This window comes from Afipia clevelandensis ATCC 49720 (assembly GCF_000336555.1).
Lineage (GTDB): Bacteria > Pseudomonadota > Alphaproteobacteria > Rhizobiales > Xanthobacteraceae > Afipia > Afipia clevelandensis.
This window is the reverse complement of sequence record NZ_KB375281.1, coordinates 2,394,725-2,410,539: the sequence shown is the minus strand read 5'-3', so window position 1 is coordinate 2,410,539 and position 15,815 is coordinate 2,394,725. Positions and strand designations below refer to the sequence as shown.

At 63.6% G+C, this 15,815-nt stretch carries 17 protein-coding genes; 10 read left to right on the top strand and 7 right to left on the bottom strand.

Translation table 11 applies throughout. The features are described 5' to 3' along the window. Positions 1-702 (top strand): glutathione S-transferase family protein, encoded by a 702-nt coding sequence (locus HMPREF9696_RS11500; protein ID WP_002713179.1) that lies wholly within the window; start codon positions 1-3, stop codon positions 700-702. Positions 703-794: 92 nt separating this feature from the next. Here the strand turns inward: HMPREF9696_RS11500 and HMPREF9696_RS22035 are convergent, their stop codons facing one another. Continuing rightward, entirely contained in the window at positions 795-1,007 is a 213-nt protein-coding gene (locus HMPREF9696_RS22035; RefSeq protein WP_245259223.1) for a cysteine-rich CWC family protein, read from the bottom strand. Between the two features lie 100 nt (positions 1,008-1,107). Between HMPREF9696_RS22035 and HMPREF9696_RS11495 the strand changes: the two genes are divergently transcribed. Together HMPREF9696_RS11495 and HMPREF9696_RS11490 are read left to right on the top strand one after the other, a co-directional pair. Beyond that, on the top strand, positions 1,108-2,595 hold the full coding sequence (locus HMPREF9696_RS11495; protein WP_002713178.1) for a DUF1800 domain-containing protein: 1,488 nt from the start codon (positions 1,108-1,110) through the stop codon (positions 2,593-2,595). 2 nt (positions 2,596-2,597) lie between these two features. Continuing rightward, positions 2,598-3,839 carry a DUF1501 domain-containing protein gene (locus HMPREF9696_RS11490; protein WP_002713177.1) on the top strand — a complete coding sequence of 414 codons (1,242 nt, stop codon included), beginning with the start codon at positions 2,598-2,600 and terminating at the stop codon, positions 3,837-3,839. A 106-nt stretch (positions 3,840-3,945) separates the two neighbouring features. Here HMPREF9696_RS11490 and HMPREF9696_RS11485 read toward each other — a convergent pair whose 3' ends face one another. Both HMPREF9696_RS11485 and olsA read right to left on the bottom strand, forming a co-directional pair. Next, a complete protein-coding gene (locus HMPREF9696_RS11485) occupies positions 3,946-4,887 on the bottom strand; it encodes an aldo/keto reductase (protein WP_002713176.1) in 942 nt (313 codons plus the stop codon). A 13-nt stretch (positions 4,888-4,900) separates the two neighbouring features. Further along, on the bottom strand, positions 4,901-5,746 hold the full coding sequence (olsA, locus tag HMPREF9696_RS11480; RefSeq protein ID WP_002713175.1) for a lyso-ornithine lipid O-acyltransferase: 846 nt from the start codon (positions 5,744-5,746) through the stop codon (positions 4,901-4,903). 321 nt (positions 5,747-6,067) lie between these two features. Between olsA and HMPREF9696_RS11475 the strand changes: the two genes are divergently transcribed. Further along, entirely contained in the window at positions 6,068-7,321 is a 1,254-nt protein-coding gene (locus HMPREF9696_RS11475; RefSeq protein WP_002713174.1) for an MFS transporter, read from the top strand. A 30-nt stretch (positions 7,322-7,351) separates the two neighbouring features. Next, positions 7,352-7,708 carry a DMT family protein gene (locus tag HMPREF9696_RS11470; protein ID WP_002713173.1) on the top strand — a complete coding sequence of 119 codons (357 nt, stop codon included), beginning with the start codon at positions 7,352-7,354 and terminating at the stop codon, positions 7,706-7,708. Here HMPREF9696_RS11470 and HMPREF9696_RS11465 read toward each other — a convergent pair. The 4 genes from HMPREF9696_RS11465 to HMPREF9696_RS11450 all read right to left on the bottom strand — a co-directional run bounded on the left by HMPREF9696_RS11465 (position 7,645) and on the right by HMPREF9696_RS11450 (position 10,265). Next, entirely contained in the window at positions 7,645-7,863 is a 219-nt protein-coding gene (locus HMPREF9696_RS11465; protein WP_157170022.1) for a hypothetical protein, read from the bottom strand. The two genes, HMPREF9696_RS11470 and HMPREF9696_RS11465, sit on opposite strands and share 64 nt — an antisense overlap. Positions 7,864-7,929: 66 nt before the next feature. Then, a complete protein-coding gene (locus HMPREF9696_RS11460) occupies positions 7,930-8,109 on the bottom strand; it encodes a hypothetical protein (RefSeq protein ID WP_002713171.1) in 180 nt (59 codons plus the stop codon). A gap of 160 nt (positions 8,110-8,269) precedes the next feature. Then, complete coding sequence (locus tag HMPREF9696_RS11455; RefSeq protein ID WP_002713170.1) at positions 8,270-8,941, bottom strand: glutathione S-transferase family protein; 672 nt, start codon at positions 8,939-8,941, stop codon at positions 8,270-8,272. Positions 8,942-9,146: 205 nt separating this feature from the next. Continuing rightward, positions 9,147-10,265, bottom strand: a complete 1,119-nt coding sequence (locus HMPREF9696_RS11450) for an HWE histidine kinase domain-containing protein (RefSeq protein ID WP_002713169.1) — start codon at positions 10,263-10,265, stop codon at positions 9,147-9,149. A gap of 201 nt (positions 10,266-10,466) precedes the next feature. Between HMPREF9696_RS11450 and HMPREF9696_RS11445 the strand changes: the two genes are divergently transcribed. From HMPREF9696_RS11445 to HMPREF9696_RS11425, 5 genes are all read left to right on the top strand, one after another. Continuing rightward, complete coding sequence (locus HMPREF9696_RS11445; RefSeq protein ID WP_002713168.1) at positions 10,467-11,669, top strand: pyridoxal phosphate-dependent aminotransferase; 1,203 nt, start codon at positions 10,467-10,469, stop codon at positions 11,667-11,669. 135 nt (positions 11,670-11,804) lie between these two features. After that, complete coding sequence (locus HMPREF9696_RS11440; protein ID WP_002713167.1) at positions 11,805-12,326, top strand: DUF992 domain-containing protein; 522 nt, start codon at positions 11,805-11,807, stop codon at positions 12,324-12,326. 180 nt (positions 12,327-12,506) lie between these two features. Continuing rightward, positions 12,507-12,989 carry a DUF992 domain-containing protein gene (locus HMPREF9696_RS11435; protein ID WP_002713166.1) on the top strand — a complete coding sequence of 161 codons (483 nt, stop codon included), beginning with the start codon at positions 12,507-12,509 and terminating at the stop codon, positions 12,987-12,989. 316 nt (positions 12,990-13,305) lie between these two features. Then, positions 13,306-15,372 carry an elongation factor G gene (locus HMPREF9696_RS11430; protein WP_002713165.1) on the top strand — a complete coding sequence of 689 codons (2,067 nt, stop codon included), beginning with the start codon at positions 13,306-13,308 and terminating at the stop codon, positions 15,370-15,372. A 182-nt stretch (positions 15,373-15,554) separates the two neighbouring features. After that, positions 15,555-15,812, top strand: a complete 258-nt coding sequence (locus HMPREF9696_RS11425) for a helix-turn-helix domain-containing protein (RefSeq protein WP_002713164.1) — start codon at positions 15,555-15,557, stop codon at positions 15,810-15,812. Positions 15,813-15,815: the final 3 nt, after the last annotated feature.

Here is a 15,815-nt window from a genome sequence, read left to right as displayed (position 1 = left end):
ATGGCTGTAGCGCGCAAACTGTTTGAACTCTGCGGCACCGAAACCGAGCGTGTGTTCAGCCCGTATTGCTGGCGCACGCGCATGGCGCTAGCGCACAAGGAGATCAAGGCCGAAACGATTCCCTGGCGCTTCACCGAAAAAGAGGCCATCGCGCCGCATCAGTCGGACAAGGTGCCGGTGTTGCTCGACGGCGAGACCGCCGTCGCGGATTCGTGGGCGATCGCGAACTATCTCGAAGACACCTATCCGGATCGCCCGTCGCTGTTCGGCGGCGAGGGCGGCCGCGCCATGGGGCGGATGCTGAACTGGTGGGGCGACACCGTCGTCCTCGGCGGAATCTTTCCGATGATCGCGGCGGATATTCACGGCCTGCTGCGTCCTGTCGATCAGGATTACTTCCGCAAGACCCGCGAAGCGCGCCTCGGCAAAACGCTGGAAGACGCGGCGGCCAATCGCGATCAGGCGGTGGAAGGTTTTCGCAACGCGCTGAACCCGATGCGGCTCACGCTCAAGACGCAACCCTTTATCGGCGGCGCGTCGCCGAACTACGCTGACTACATCGTATTCGGCCCGTTCCAGTGGGCGCGTGCGACCAGTGCGTTCAAGCTGTTGACGGAAGACGATCCGGTTTACGCCTGGCGCGAGAAACTGCTGGATGCATTCGGCAGCATGGCGCGCAAGTCGCCGGGATATGCGGTGTAGTGGTTAGCGTGCCTTCATTGCGAGGAGCGCAAGCGACGAAGCAATCCATGTGAGCAAAGCTGGATTGCTTCGCTTCGTTCGCAATGACGTTGCTAGGGCGGAGAAATCGTCCGCGCCGCCGCCGCCCGCAGGCACGCCTGACACAGGCAGTCCTCGCCCTCCGCAGGCAGCGGCAGTTTCGCCGTCTCGTCCGAGCACCAGCAGGAACCGGACAGGTTGCAGGTGAACGCTGTTCCGCACCGCGCGCAACTCAGCGTCCGCTGCCCGGCGGCATTCGCGAGTGGTCTGGTCACGATCTCGTTCACAACGCCGCCAAATCCTTCATGTGACGTTCATGCGCCGATGACGCATACTCGCAAACATATTCGGCCAACCGGCCTTTGAGATCAATCGTGAGTTCCAGCAATGGCGCGTGACCCGCAAGGCGCTCTGGTCGCACTCAACCGGTTCGGATTGGGTGCGCGCGGCGGCGCGGCCGGCGACCTGTCCAGCGCGGCGTCCGATCCGCGCGGCTTTGTGAGGGCGGAACTGGGGCGGCCCAACGCGGCGCTGCTCGATGCGCCGGGTTTGCTGCCGTCGCCCGCGCTGGCGCAGATGGTGTTCGATTATCAGAAGGACGTGAAGCAGCAGCGCGAGGCCGCGAAAACGGATGCGGCCATGTCATCCGCGGCGGACAAGCCCGCCGAGATGACGGCGATGCGCGAGACGATGCAGGGCGACAGCAAGACCGAGGCGATGCTACCGAAAACAGCGCAGCCGAAGGAGCCGCCGAAGCCGCTCAACGTAATCCAGAAAACCTTTCGCGCCGAGGCGCTGGCGCGGCTGCAGCGCGCCACCATCGCGGAGTGCGGTTTTGTCGAGCGGCTGGTGGTGTTCTGGTCCAATCATTTCTGTACCTCGGCCAGCAAGGGCGCGCTGGCGCGAATCTGGTCCGGCGCGTTCGAGCGTGAAGCGATCCGGCCGCATGTGCTCGGTCAGTTCGGCGACATGCTGCGTGCGGTGGAGCAGCACCCGGCGATGTTGTTCTTTCTCGACAACCAGCGCTCGTTCGGTCCGCAGTCACGCGCCGGACAGAATCGCAAGCGCGGCCTGAATGAAAATCTCGCCCGCGAGATCATGGAGTTGCACACCCTCGGCGTGAACGGCGGCTACACGCAGGCCGATGTGACATCGCTGGCGCGCATCATCACCGGCTGGACCTTCGCCGGGCGCGACGGACGGCTCGCGCCGCCCGGCACCTTTGTCTTTTTTCCGAACGCCCATGAGCCGGGGCCGCAGAAACTGCTCGGCAAGGTCTATGAGGACACCGGCGTCGCGCAGGGAGAGGCCGCGCTGGCCGATATCGCGCGCCATCCTTCGACGGCGAAGTTCATCGCCACGAAGTTCGTGCGCCACTTCATTGCCGACGATCCGCCGCCCGCGCTGGTGGCGAAGCTGGAGGCCACCTTCAGGAAGACCGGCGGCGACCTGCGCGCGATGACGCTGGCGCTGGTGGATGCGGATGAGGCATGGCGCGCGCCGATGACCAAGATCCGGATGCCATACGAATACCTGGTGGCCTCGGGCCGCATGATGGGCCGCATTCCCGAAGACCCGCAGCGTTATCTCGGCGGCCTGAACGTGCTCGGCCAGCCGCTCTGGACGCCCGCCGGTCCCAATGGTTTCGCCGACACCAATGCCGCATGGGCCGCGCCCGAAGGCATCAAGCTGCGTCTCGATATCGCCTCGCAGATTTCCTCGCGTATCGGCGACAGTGTCGATCCGCGTGCGCTGCTCGATGTGGTGGCGGGCGAGGCCGCTTCCGGCGAAACGCGGCAGACCATCGAACGGGCGGAATCGAAACAGCAGGCCCTTGCGCTATTGCTGATGTCGCCCGAGTTTCAGAGGAGATGAGCATGTCCGGCCTGTCATCCGACTGTTGCGAAAGCCACGCTGGGCGCGGGATCACGCGCCGCTCCCTGCTCATGGGATCGGCGGCCTTCGCGGCCTGGGCTTACCTGCCGAAATTCGCGCGCGCGAAGGATGGCCGCGATCCACGCTTCGTCACCATCATCCTGCGCGGTGCGCTGGATGGCCTCGCCACCGTCGCGCCGGTGGGCGATCCGGACTACGCCGCGCTGCATGGGTCGATCGCACTGTCGCGCGAAGGTCCGCATGCGGCCATCGCGCTCGATTCCTTCTTCGCTCTGCATCCGGCGATGCCGGAGTTCGCGCGGATGTACAAGGACAGGAAGGCCGCCGTGGTTCATGCGGTGGCGACGTCGTATCGCGAGCGGTCGCATTTTGACGGGCAGGATGTGCTGGAAAGCGGCTTTGCCGGGCCCGGGCGCGTGCAAAGCGGCTGGCTCAACCGCGCACTGGAAGCGCTGCCGCGTGGCGAGCGCGTCATGAGCGGGCTCGCGGTCGGCCCGACCACGCCGCTGGTGCTGCGCGGCGCCGCGCCGACGGTCGGCTGGGTGCCGCCCTATATCCCGCAGGCCGCCGACGACACCGCGTTGCGCCTGATGAATCTCTACTCCCATCGCGATCCCGCGCTGGCGGCGGCGCTGTCGCAGGGCTTGCAGATCGACAGGATCGCGGCGCGCGACGAGAGCATGAAGCCGAAGCCCGGCATGAATGGCGCAGCCGGAATGAAACTCGCGGCCAAGGGCGCGGCACGATTGATGGCGGCGGATGACGGCCCGCGCCTCGCGGCGCTGGCCTTCGACGGCTGGGACACCCATGCGAACGAGGGTGGCCCCGTCGGGCGTCTCGCGCAATTGCTGGGTGGTCTCGATGGTGCGCTGGCGGAATTCGAGAGCGGCCTCGGCGAACGCTGGCGCGACACCGTGATTGTGGTCGCCACTGAATTCGGCCGCACTGCGCGCATCAACGGCACCGACGGCACCGATCATGGCACCGGCACCATCGCGCTGCTCGCGGGCGGCGCGGTCAATGGCGGGCGCGTGATTTCGGACTGGCCCGGACTGAAGGCTGCAAGCCTCTATGAAGGCCGCGACCTGAAGCCGACCACCGATCTGCGCGGTGTCATCAAGGGCGTGCTGCGCGATCATCTCGGCCTCGGCGAGCGCGTGCTGGCGGACACGGTGTTTCCGGACAGCAGCTCCGCGAAGGCGGTGCAGGGGTTGGTGGTGTAGCAGTTGGCTTCGTCATTGCGAGGAGCGTAGCGACGAAGCAATCCAGCTTTTCTCTCGAAGAGTGGATTGCTTCGCTTCGCTCGCAATGACGAGAGTGAGTGACATCTCAACCCTTCGTGATCTGATCAATCTCCGCCATGTCCTCCGCTGTCAGCTTCCAGCCGATGGCTTTGACATTCTGCTCGATCTGCTCGACGCGCGTGGCGCCGGCGATCACGCTCGAGACCTGCGGCCGCGCCGCAAGCCATGAGAACGCCAGTTCCAGCATGGTCCTGCCGTGGGCGCTGGCGAACTCCTGCAGCTTCGCCACGATGCCGAAATTCCGGTCGGTCATGTAGCGGTCGCTGAGATACTTCATCTTGGCGAAACGGGTATCGGCGGGCGCGGGTTCGCCGCGCTTGTACTTCCCTGTCAGTAGGCCGCTGGCGAGCGGAAAGAACGGCAGCAGCCCGAGATTGTAGGCCTGCGCCGCTGGCAGCAGATCCTTTTCGATGTCGCGCACGATCAGGCTGTATTCGTCCTGGCACGACACGAAGGCGTGGGTGTTGATGCCGCGCGCGGTGAATTGCGCCTCGGCGACGCGCCAGGCCGGGAAATTCGAGCAGCCGATGTAACGCACCTTGCCCTGACGGATCAGGTCTTCCAGCGCGCGCAGCGTTTCTTCAATCGGGGTCAGCGGATCGAAATCGTGCTGCTGGTAAAGGTCGATGTAATCTGTCTTGAGGCGGCGCAAGCTGTCCTCCACAGCGCTCATGATGTAGCGCCGCGATGCGCCCTGTTTCGTGCCGTCGTCACTCATCGGCTTGGAATACTTGGTGGCGAGCACGATGTCCTTGCGGCGATTGCCGAGCACTTCGCCAAGAACGGTCTCCGAGCCGCCGCGTCCGGCATAGATGTCGGCGGTGTCGAACAGCGTGATGCCAATGTCGATCGCCTTGTGGATCACCTTGCGCGATGTTTCGAGGTCGGTGCGCTGGCCGAAATTGTTGCAGCCGAGGCCGACCGCGGACACGCGCAGGCCGGAGCCGCCCAGATTTCTGATGTCCATGATTCTTGATCCGTCAGGTTTGTTCAAAGACCGGGACGGCACCTGCCGCCACGTCCTCACTACCTGACGGCTGCGCCGCAGGCGAGCGCAAAGCGTGCGCCGTCATGCGCCGCACCGCGTTTTCGGCCTCCCGCGCGATCTCCTTGCGGTTGGCGTCCATGCCGTAGCTCACCGGCGCGCCCCAGCTCACCGTGACATCGACCGCGCCCGACGCGAACACGCCGAGCAGATGCGGCACCAAATCGACATCGCCGTACCAAGCCACTTTCTCGCGCAGCGCCCGGCCGACCGGAACGCCGCCGAAGCGGACATAGGCCAGCGACACCGGCTGCACAGTGACGCGATCGTGATGAGTGGAATCGCCGATGGCGTGATGCACCGCGCCGATCAGCGCCGAACGAAATGGCAGGATGCGGATGCCGTCGCTGGAAGTGCCTTCGGGAAAGAGAACGACGGCATCGCCGCCGATCAGCCGCTCGCTCATGGCCCGGGCGGCATCGCCGGTCTTATGGCGGCGCTCGCGCTCGACAAACACGGTGCGCTGGAGTTTGGCCAGTTGGCCGAACAGCGGCCAGTTCGCGACTTCGGACTTGGCGACGAACACCACCGGCGCGATGGCGCCGAGCACGATGATGTCGAGCCACGAGGCGTGGTTGGAGAGGATCAGCACCGGGCTTTCGCGCGTGCGCTCGCCGGCCTGATTGATGCGGATGCCGATCACGGCGCAGGCCGTGCGATGAAACAGGTTCGGGACGATGCGCTGCAGGCGGTTGTTGAGCAGGATGCCGGCAAGCTGGAACGGCAGCAAAATGAGAGCGACGACGGCCATGACGATGGCCACATAGAAACAGCGGATCATGAAACCTGTGCCGGGATCGAAGAGACGGTCAACGCTTGAGGCCGGTTATAGCGGATACAGGGCATTGATCGAAAGCGATAACGCGGATTGGAACAGCAGCGGCTTCGGTCAAAAAATGCGGCCCCGGCTGGATTCAGCGCAGAGGGGATTTACGCAGCCGGGGACCGCCCGAACGCGCGATCCGTGACGGGGGGCGGATCGTGCGATTGGACGCTAGGGGACGACGACAACAGACATGTGACAGCGGGCGGTTGTCCACAGGGGGCGGAACTTTTCCCGGGTCCGCGCATTTTCGAGGGTCCCGACAAGGAACGAAATCAAGTGTCCACGATCGCTGCCACGCAAGCCCAGCGGCCTCTGGATGCCCTGAATTTCTTTCTGGCCGATGTCCGCGACGGGTTGGGGCCATATCTGGCGATCTACCTTTTGACCGAGCAGAAGTGGAATGAAGCGAGCATCGGTATCGTCATGTCCGTGGCCGCGCTGGCGGGCATCGCCGCGCAAACACCGGCGGGCGCGCTGATAGACGCCAGTAAGGCGAAACGGGCGCTGGTGGTGGCTGCCGCGATTGCGGTGACCGTGGCCTGCCTAGTCCTGCCGCTGGTGCCGCAATTCTGGCTGGTGGCCGCCACTCAGGCTTTTGCCGGGACCGCGGCCGCGATCTTCGCGCCGGCCATCGCCGCCATCACACTGGGTATTGTCGGGCCGAGGGCTTTCGCCGCGCGGATCGGGCGCAACGAGGCGTTCAATCATGCGGGAAACGCGGTGTCGGCCGTCCTCGCGGGCGGTCTCGCCTATTTTTACGGACCTGTTGTGGTGTTCTGGTTGCTGGCGGCGATGGCCGTCGCCAGCGTTATGGCAACCCTGTCGATCCCGGCGGCGAGTATCGATGATGCGCTGGCGCGCGGCCTCGACGGCAGCGAGGAAGCGGTTGGACAGAAAAAGCCGTCCGGCTTTCGGGTCCTGCTCACCTGCCGTCCGCTTCTGGTCTTTGCGGCGGTCACCGTACTGTTTCATTTTTCCAACGCGGCCATGTTGCCGCTGGTCGGGCAGAAACTCGCGCTGGCCAATCCCGCGCTTGCAACCACGCTGATGTCCGCGTGCATCGTGGCCGCGCAACTCGTGATGGTGCCGGTGGCCGTGATTGTCGGACAAAAAGCCGATCTATGGGGACGAAAGCCGATCTTCGCCGTGGCGCTGGCGGTGCTGGCGTTTCGCGGGGCGATGTATCCGCTCTCCGACAATCCATGGTGGCTGGTCGGCGTGCAACTGCTCGACGGAATCGGAGCGGGAATCTACGGCGCGCTGTTTCCACTGGTGGTGGCCGATCTGACAAGGGGCACTGGCCATTTCAATGTCAGCCAGGGCGCGATTGCCACGGCGGCGGGGCTCGGCGGAGCACTGAGCACGGCGGTCGCCGGGGCGATCATCGTGGCCGCCGGATACAGTGCGGCATTCTATTGTCTCGCCGCTGTTGCCGGAAGCGCCCTGATCCTGTTCTACATATGGATGCCGGAAACGCTTTCAGATTCACCCTTGCCTGCAGGTCCCATCATGCCTGCGGTTCAGCCCTGACTTGCCAGATAATCTGCCGAAAGGACTTCCATGCCCACGACGGTGTCGCCGTTTCTCTTGCCGATCCTGATGTTGCTGCTTTCCAACGTCTTCATGACCTTCGCCTGGTACGGGCACCTGAAGTTCAAGGATCACGCGCTGCCATTGGTCATCATGGTGAGCTGGGGCATCGCATTCTTTGAATACTGGCTCGCGGTGCCGGCCAACCGCTGGGGCAGCGCGGTCTATTCAGCCGCGCAGCTCAAGACGATGCAGGAAGTCATCACGCTGGTGGTGTTCGCCGGGTTTTCGGTGCTGTACCTGAAGGAGCCGCTGGGCTGGAATCACGCGATCGGCTTTGCGTTTATCGCCGCTGGCGCGTTCTTCATTTTCCACAAATGGTCGTGACCCGTCTCGCAGACGGTCATGGTTTTCGTCGCCACACAGCGCACGCGCGGCGGCTCGGCGGTCTGGCCGCGCGCCTGCGTGGCGATCAGAAATCCCGCGACAAGGATGATCGCGACGGTCAGTGTCGCTGAAACCATGACAAGCGGCGTTTTCATCGGTGTCTCCATCGCGCGCCTCCGTGCGATCGAAGAAAATGTTCTGATGCAAAGGGAGTTTGGGGGTCAGCCGGAAATCGGCATGGCGGCCACGACCTTGATCGACAGCACCGTGACGGTCACGAGCAGGCAGACCGACAGCGAGGCCACCGCGAGCGAGGCGGCGAGCGCGTTCGACAATCGGGCAGGCGCAAAGCGCGCAGACCGCAGTCCGAAACCAATTCCTGAAACCGGCGACCGGAGCATGGTCGTGAATCCTCAAAACAGGCAGCGAATCACCCCGTCACAAAATCTCAGGAATCGCTGTCAACATTGCGGCACGGCCCCGCCAAACATGGCTAAACCGAGGCAACCTGAGAAAAATCAGCAGGTTATGCCCGGTATCCCGGCCTCGGAACGGGCGGAATCAGGCTTCGGCGGTAAGGTCTGTCTCGGTTCCCGGCACTGTGCCGGGCGCCATCACCTCGGCGGGCTTCCATGCCATCGAGACGAAGCGCGGCTCGCTCTCGACCCGCTTCAGCCAGGCGCGGACCGACGGATACCCGGTGAGGTCGAAGTCGCACTGGTTGGCGACATGAGTGTAGCCGTACATCGCGATGTCGGCGACGGTGAGGTGGCCCGCCGCGAAATAGTCGTGGGTCTTGAGATGGTTTTCCATCACCCGCAGCGCCGCGTAGCCGCGCTCCATCCAGTCTTCCAGCGAATGGGTCTGCAGGTCGCGTCCGCCGCGCACCAGCACCAGCCAGAAATAGGCCGCGCCGACGCTCGGCTCCAGCGCATGCTGCTCGAAGAACATCCACTGCAGCGCCTGCGCGCGGTCGATGCGGTCTTCCGGCGCCAATGATGTACCGATGGCGACATACCAGAGGATCGCATTCGACTCTGCGAGATAACGTCCGTCGGCGACTTCCAGCAGCGGCACCTGGCCTGATGGATTGCGCGCGAGAAATTCCGGCGTGCGGCTTTCGCCGCGCAGGATGTCCACCTCGATCGCCTTGTACGGCGCGTTCAGCAACGCCAGCGCAAGGCGGACCTTGTAGCTGTTGCCGGAGCGTTGCATCGAGTAGAGCTTGTACATGCCGAAGGGTTCGCGAGAGGCTGGCGGATTGACCGGTAGACAATGAGGTGCAGGGCGGCATGCCGCAAGCCCCGGCATCTGGAAATAGTGGAAATCGGCTGCGACCATCAGTTCGCATGGCAAATTGTACCCTATTGCAGTGCAAATGCACGTCTCCCCGACGTGCACATCTTGGTGCGTGTTATCACTCCTTTGCGACCGGAAGTTATTGCGGTGAAATCGGCGCTGTGAATGTCGCGCGAAATGATAGACCTTCCGGCCTAAAGTCGAAGGTGGTACTCCCCCCGAACTGCTTGTCGATCAGCCGCTCGATCAATGTCGAGCCGAAGCCTTTGTGACCCTCGTAGGCCAGCAGCGGGCCGTTTGTCTCTTGCCAGACAAATGCGACGTCCAGGCCGCAGGGCTCCGCACGTTCGGCAGTCTGCCATGTGACGGTGATCTCTCCCTCCGCTGACGACAGCGCGCCGTACTTGGCGGCGTTGGTAGTGAGTTCGTGAATCATCATGCCGACGGTCGTGGCGACCTCGGCGCCGAGATCGAAATCGTGGCCTCGGAGCGCGATGCGGCCGGGCTGCGCGTAGGGCGCGAGTTCGCTCATGAGGAGGTCACGGAACGAAATTGCGCCCCATCGTTTGTGCGCCAGAAGCGTGTGGGTGTTGGCGAGCGAGGCAATCCGCACGCCGATGGTGTCGCGAAACTTCGCCAAATCTGGCGATGACGCGATGCTGAGCTGGATCAGCGCCTGAACCGTTGATAGCGTGTTCTTTACACGGTGATGCAGTTCTGCGATCAGCAGTTCCTGATTGTTTTCTGCCTCGCGCCGCCTGCCAATTTCACGGCGCAGGCTGATTTCGCTCATTGCAATGGCGGCGATTTCACCCATGGTTGCAAGGTCGCTGTTGGACCATTCGCGTGGTTTCGTATCAATGGCGCACAGCGATCCGATGACGTGGCCCGACGGCAGCGTGAGCGGCACGCCGAGATAGGATTTCACACCAAGATCGGGAATCGCCAGATTATCGCACACGCGGGGATCGTTCTCGGCGTTGGTGACGACGAGCGGTGCCTCGTCGATCACGACATATTGGCAGAATGAATGGGTCAGCGGAGTCTGCCGGCTTTCCGCAGCCCATCCCCCGAGTCCTTGCTGGCTCTTGAAAAACTGCCGCTGTTCGTCGACCAGCGACACCAGCGCCACGGGCACACCGAGCAGCCGAGTCACCATGCGCGTGAGACGATCGAAGGATTCTTCCGGCTCCGAATCCGGCAAAAGCGTGCCAGCCAATGCGGCAAGGCGAGCGCTGTTCTCAAGGGAAACTGTCAAGGGGTGCCGGGACTCACTTTGGGGTGCAATATCAAAGTCATCGCACGTTCAAACTGCCGGGAAAATCCTGCTTTTTTCAATAATTCGTGCAAGTTGCGGGAACCTTCTTGCGATGCAGCGTCACCCGCTTTAGGGTGCCCCGCCCGCTAAAATCCGCGAATCCGGGCCTTCGCGACCCTCAGCATCCCTCAGGAGAACAAGATGCCGTTTCTGTCCGCTGCGCTTGACCGTGTGAAGCCGTCCGCGACCATCGCGGTCACGGATAAAGCACGTCAGCTCAAAGAGGCGGGCCGCAACGTCATCGGCCTTGGCGCCGGTGAGCCGGACTTCGATACGCCTGCCAACATCAAGCTGGCGGCGATCCACGCCATCGAGGCCGGTAAGACCAAGTACACCGCGGTGGACGGCATTCCCGAACTGAAGGACGCGATCATCGCGAAGTTTCAGCGCGAGAACGGCCTGACCTACAAGCGCAGCCAGATCAGCGTCGGCACCGGCGGCAAGCAGGTGCTGTACAACGCGCTGATGGCGACGCTGAACCCCGGCGATGAAGTCATCATCCCGGCGCCATACTGGGTCAGCTATCCGGAAATGGTGTCGCTGGCCGGCGGCACGCCGGTGCCGGTGGTCTGCACCGCCGAGTTCGGCTTCAAGCTGCAGCCCGAGGCGCTGGAAGCTGCGATCACACCGAAGACCAAGTGGATCATCCTGTGCTCGCCGTCCAACCCGACCGGCTCGGCCTATTCGCGCGCCGAACTGAAGAAGCTCACCGACGTGCTGGTGAAGCATCCGCATGTCTGGGTGATGACCGACGACATGTACGAGCATCTGGTCTACGACGACTTTGAATTCACCACGCCGGCGCAGGTCGAGCCGAAGCTGTTCGACCGCACCCTGACGGTGAACGGCGTCTCGAAAGCCTATTGCATGACCGGCTGGCGCATCGGCTACGCGGGCGGCCCCGAGCAGCTCATCAAGGCGATGGCCACCATCCAGTCGCAGTCGACCTCGAACCCGTCGTCGATCGCGCAGTGGGCGGCAGTCGAGGCGCTCAACGGCCCGCAGGATTTCATCCCTGCGAACAATGCTGTGTTCAAGGAGCGCCGCGACCTTGTCGTTGCCATGCTGAACCAGGCGACTGGCATCGACTGCCCGCGTCCGGAAGGCGCGTTCTATGTCTATCCGTCGTGCGCAGGCACGATCGGCAAGACCGCGCCGTCGGGCAAAAAGCTCGAGACCGATGAAGATTTCGTGACCGAGCTTCTGGAAACGGAAGGCGTCGCGGTGGTGCAGGGATCGGCCTTCGGCCTCGGCCCGGCATTCCGCATTTCTTATGCCACGAAGACGTCGGATCTGGAGGAAGCCTGCAAGCGCATCCAGCGGTTTTGCGGCAATCTGCGGTAACGCAGCACTTCAAAAAGCACACTGCCCGAATAATGACGGCAGTTTGATTGGAAATAGGAGAAGCGCCATGTTTTTGACACGGCGCTTCCCTTTTGTCCGCCCGCAATCAAAAACCTGCAATCCGGAGTTTATTCCATGCGTCTTTCATCCCTTCTCGGAGCCGCTGCCGTGGCTCTCGTCGCCTCATTCGCCACAGCGAACGCGCAGCAGCCCCAGGGCGTGCGGATCGGCGTGCTCGAATGCCAGGGCGGCCAGAACGTCGGCATGGTGGTCGCCTCCGCGACCACGCTCGAATGCGTGTTCCGCAGCGAGGGCCGCCGGCCGGAGCCTTATCTGGCGCATGTCACCCGCTTCGGCGTTGACCTCGGCGTCACCGAGAACACCGGCCTTGCCTGGGCGGTTCATGCACCGACCCGCCGCATCGGCCGCGGCGATCTGGCCGGCAACTACGGCGGCGTCGGCGGCAACGTTTCGTTCGGCGTTGGCGGCGGCGGCAACCTGCTCTGGGGCGGTTCGCAGAACTCGTTCGCGCTTCAGCCCCTCAGCCTGCAGGGCCAGACCGGCGTGAACGTAAGCGGCGGCGTGGTCGGCCTCGACCTCGAGCCGGTGACCTTCCAGCGCGGCAAGAAGCGTCATCACCATCGCCGTCACCACTAAGGTGTTGGGTTAACAAACCTCAATGGAAAAGGCCCGTTCACGCGGGCCTTTTTTGTTGCTCTTTAAGGACTATCGGCCGGCGGCGATTGAAGATTGCCGGAGGGTGTGACTAGATGCGGAGACCTTTCGGGTCTTTTCAGATCATCGTTTCTGTTCGCGCCATTCAGCCGGAGATAGTCCATGCGCCGTTTCTCGACCATTCTGTCCGTGGCATCCGCCGTGTTCGCTGCCGCCGTTTCGTTTGCGAATGCGCAGCAGCCCACAACCCAGGTCGGCGTGCTGGAGTGCCGCGGCGGCCCGAATGTCGGCATGATCGTCGGTTCGGTCACCAACCTCGGCTGTGTGTTCCGCTCGCAGGGCCGCCCGGACGATCTGTACACCGCGCGCATCACCAAGGTCGGCATCGACCTCGGCATCACCACCGAGACGGCGTTGTCCTGGGCGGTGTTCGCGCCGACCGTTCAGTTCGGTCCCGGTGACCTCTCCGGCAATTATGCCGGTGTCGGCGCCAGCGCCGCGGTGGTCGCCGGCGTCGGCGGCAACGCCCTGATCGGCGGCTCGCAGAATTCCTTCGCGCTTCAGCCGCTCAGTGTGCAGGGCCAGACCGGCCTCAGCGTCGCCGGCGGTGTCCAGAGCCTGGAACTGCGCCCCGGCCGCTTCTAAGAATTCTAGTTTCACTCGTCATTGCGAGGAGCGTTTGCGACGAAGCAATCCATTCTTTGACATTTCAAGAGTGGATTGCTTCGCTTCGCTCGCAATGACAACATCACATTGCTGCGCAGCGGCATGTTTCGCGCTTGCCAACCGCATCGCCGCTTGAGACGATCAGAAGTGCCGACCCGCATGAGCGCATTCCGCAGAAGTGGGATTGGCGCGAGCGGAATGCGCGCAACATTGAAGTCAGAGCGTTCCGGCGGCGACCGGATGCACTTCGCCGGGACTGCTTGATGCGGGCCGTGCTCCAGACAGGAGACGGCAAATGGGACAAGACGCTGGACGGCAAGACAACCTGAGAAGTCCCCGAGGTCCCCGGTGCATCGCACTGGTGGGCCCATTCCAGAGTGGCAAGACCTCTTTACTCGAAGCAATCCTGGCCCGGACCGGGGCCATTCCCAAAGCAGGCAGCGTCGAAGCAGGCAACACCGTCGGGGATTCGTCTCCGGAGGCGCGCAGCCATCGCATGAGCGTCGGCATGACCGCCGCGACCACCACTTTCATGGGCGACAGCTACACCTTCATCGACTGTCCCGGCTCGGTCGAATTCGCGCATGACATGCGCGCCGCATTGCCCGCCGTGGACGCCGCCGTGGTCGTGTGCGAGGCCGACGAGCGCAAGCTGCCGCAACTGCAGATCATCATGCGCGAACTTGAGGACATGGGCGTTCCGCGCTTCCTGTTCCTCAACAAGATCGACAAGGCCAACAAGCGCATCCGCGAAACGCTGGCGACATTGCAGCCGGCCTCGCGCACGCCGCTGGTGCTGCGGCAGATTCCGATCTGGAAGGGCGACCTGATCGCCGGCTTCGTCGATCTCGCGCTGGAGCGCGCCTTTGTTTATCGCGAGCACATGCCGTCGGAAGTGATCGACCTCGAGGCGGGCGATCTCGACCGCGAGAAGGAAGCCCGGCTCAGCATGCTGGAAAAGCTCGCCGATCATGACGACCGGTTGCTTGAACAGTTGCTCGAAGACATCCCGCCGCCGCGCGATGCGGTGTTCGACGATCTCGCCAGCGAGCTGCGTGAAGGGCAGATCTGTCCGGTGCTGCTCGGCTGCGCCACCCGCGAGAACGGCGTGCTGCGGCTGATGAAGGCGCTGCGCCATGAAGCGCCCGGCGTGGCGGCAACGGCTGCGCGTCTCGGCATCTCGGATGAGAAGACCGCGCTGGCTTACGTGATGAAGACCACGCATCTTCAGCACGGCGGCAAGCTCTCGCTGACGCGCATCCTGCGCGGCCACATCGCCGATGGCGACACCATCCAGTCCTCCGGCGGCGGCAATGGACGTGTGTCCGGCATTCTGACGCCGAACGGCGGTGCCGATGCCAAGCGTTCATCTGCGGCCGCGGGCGATACGGTGTCGCTCGGCAAGCTCGATGCGGTTCACACCGGCGAAACGCTGACGACAGGCAAGACAACGCCTGCGTCGATCATTGATGTTGCGGCGACGCCGCCTGTACTGGCAACGGCGCTTGCAGCGACGGACCGGAAGGATGACGTCAAGCTCGGTCAGGCGCTGACGCGGCTGGTGGAGGAAGACCCGTCGCTCAGTGTGGTCCACAATCCGCTGACCCATGAAATGGTGCTGTGGGGGCAGGGCGAAATGCATCTGCGCGTCGCGGTGGAGCGGCTCAAGGATCGCTTCGGCGTCAGCGTGAAACAGCATGCGCCGCCGGTCGGCTATCAGGAAACCATCCGCAAGACCGTCACCCAGCGCGGGCGGCACAAGAAGCAGTCGGGCGGACACGGCCAGTTCGGCGATGTGGTGCTGGATGTGAAACCGTTGCCGCGCGGCAGCGGTGTCGTCTTCCGTGAAAAGATTGTCGGCGGCGCGGTGCCGAAAAACTATATCGGTGCTGTCGAGGAGGGCGTCGGCGACGGCATGTCGCGCGGCCCGCTCGGCTTCCCGGTGATCGACATCGAAGTGACGCTAACCGATGGCTCCTATCACAGTGTCGACTCGTCCGATCAGGCGTTCCGGACGGCGGCGCGGATCGGCGTCGCCGAAGCGCTGCCGCAATGCGCGCCGGTGCTGCTGGAGCCGATTCATGTGGTCGAGATCGTCTGCCCCACCGATGCGACGGCGAAGATCAACTCGATCCTGTCTGGGCGGCGCGGCCAGATTCTCGGCTTCGACACCCGCGAGGGCTGGACCGGCTGGGATGTGGTGCGGGCGATGATGCCGGAAGCGGAAATCGGCGATCTCATTGTGGAGGTGCGCTCGGCGACCGCGGGATCGGGCGGCTTCACCCGGCAGTTCGACCACATGGCGGAGGTGATCGGCCGTGCGGCGGACCAGATCATCGCCGCCCACAGCGCGGCGGCGTAGGGGGCGGAGCCGGTTACGAACAGAAATGCGAGATTCTTCACCTCTTCCCGTAACGAACGGGGAGAGGTGGAAAATTGCGTTCGTGGTCGAATTCAGATGCAAAACGGCTTTCGATGATGTATTATACATCATTAGAGCAGTTTTTTAGTTGCATTCTGCTTGCCTGAAATGGAATCCTGACCGTGATCACATCGTCGCAGATGCGCGCCGCGCGGGCGCTGCTGGGCATAGACCAGAAGACCCTCGCGGAATTGTCCGGCGTGTCGCTTCCCACCATCCAGCGGATGGAGGCCAGCAGCGGCGTGGTGCGGGGCGTTGTCGACTCCCTGACCAAGGTGGTCGACGCGCTGAACCGGGCCGGCGTCGACCTGATCGGCGACAACGCACGCAGCGAAGGCGGCGGCCGGGGCGTGCGGCTGAAGGAGCCTCCGCAACATTGAGCC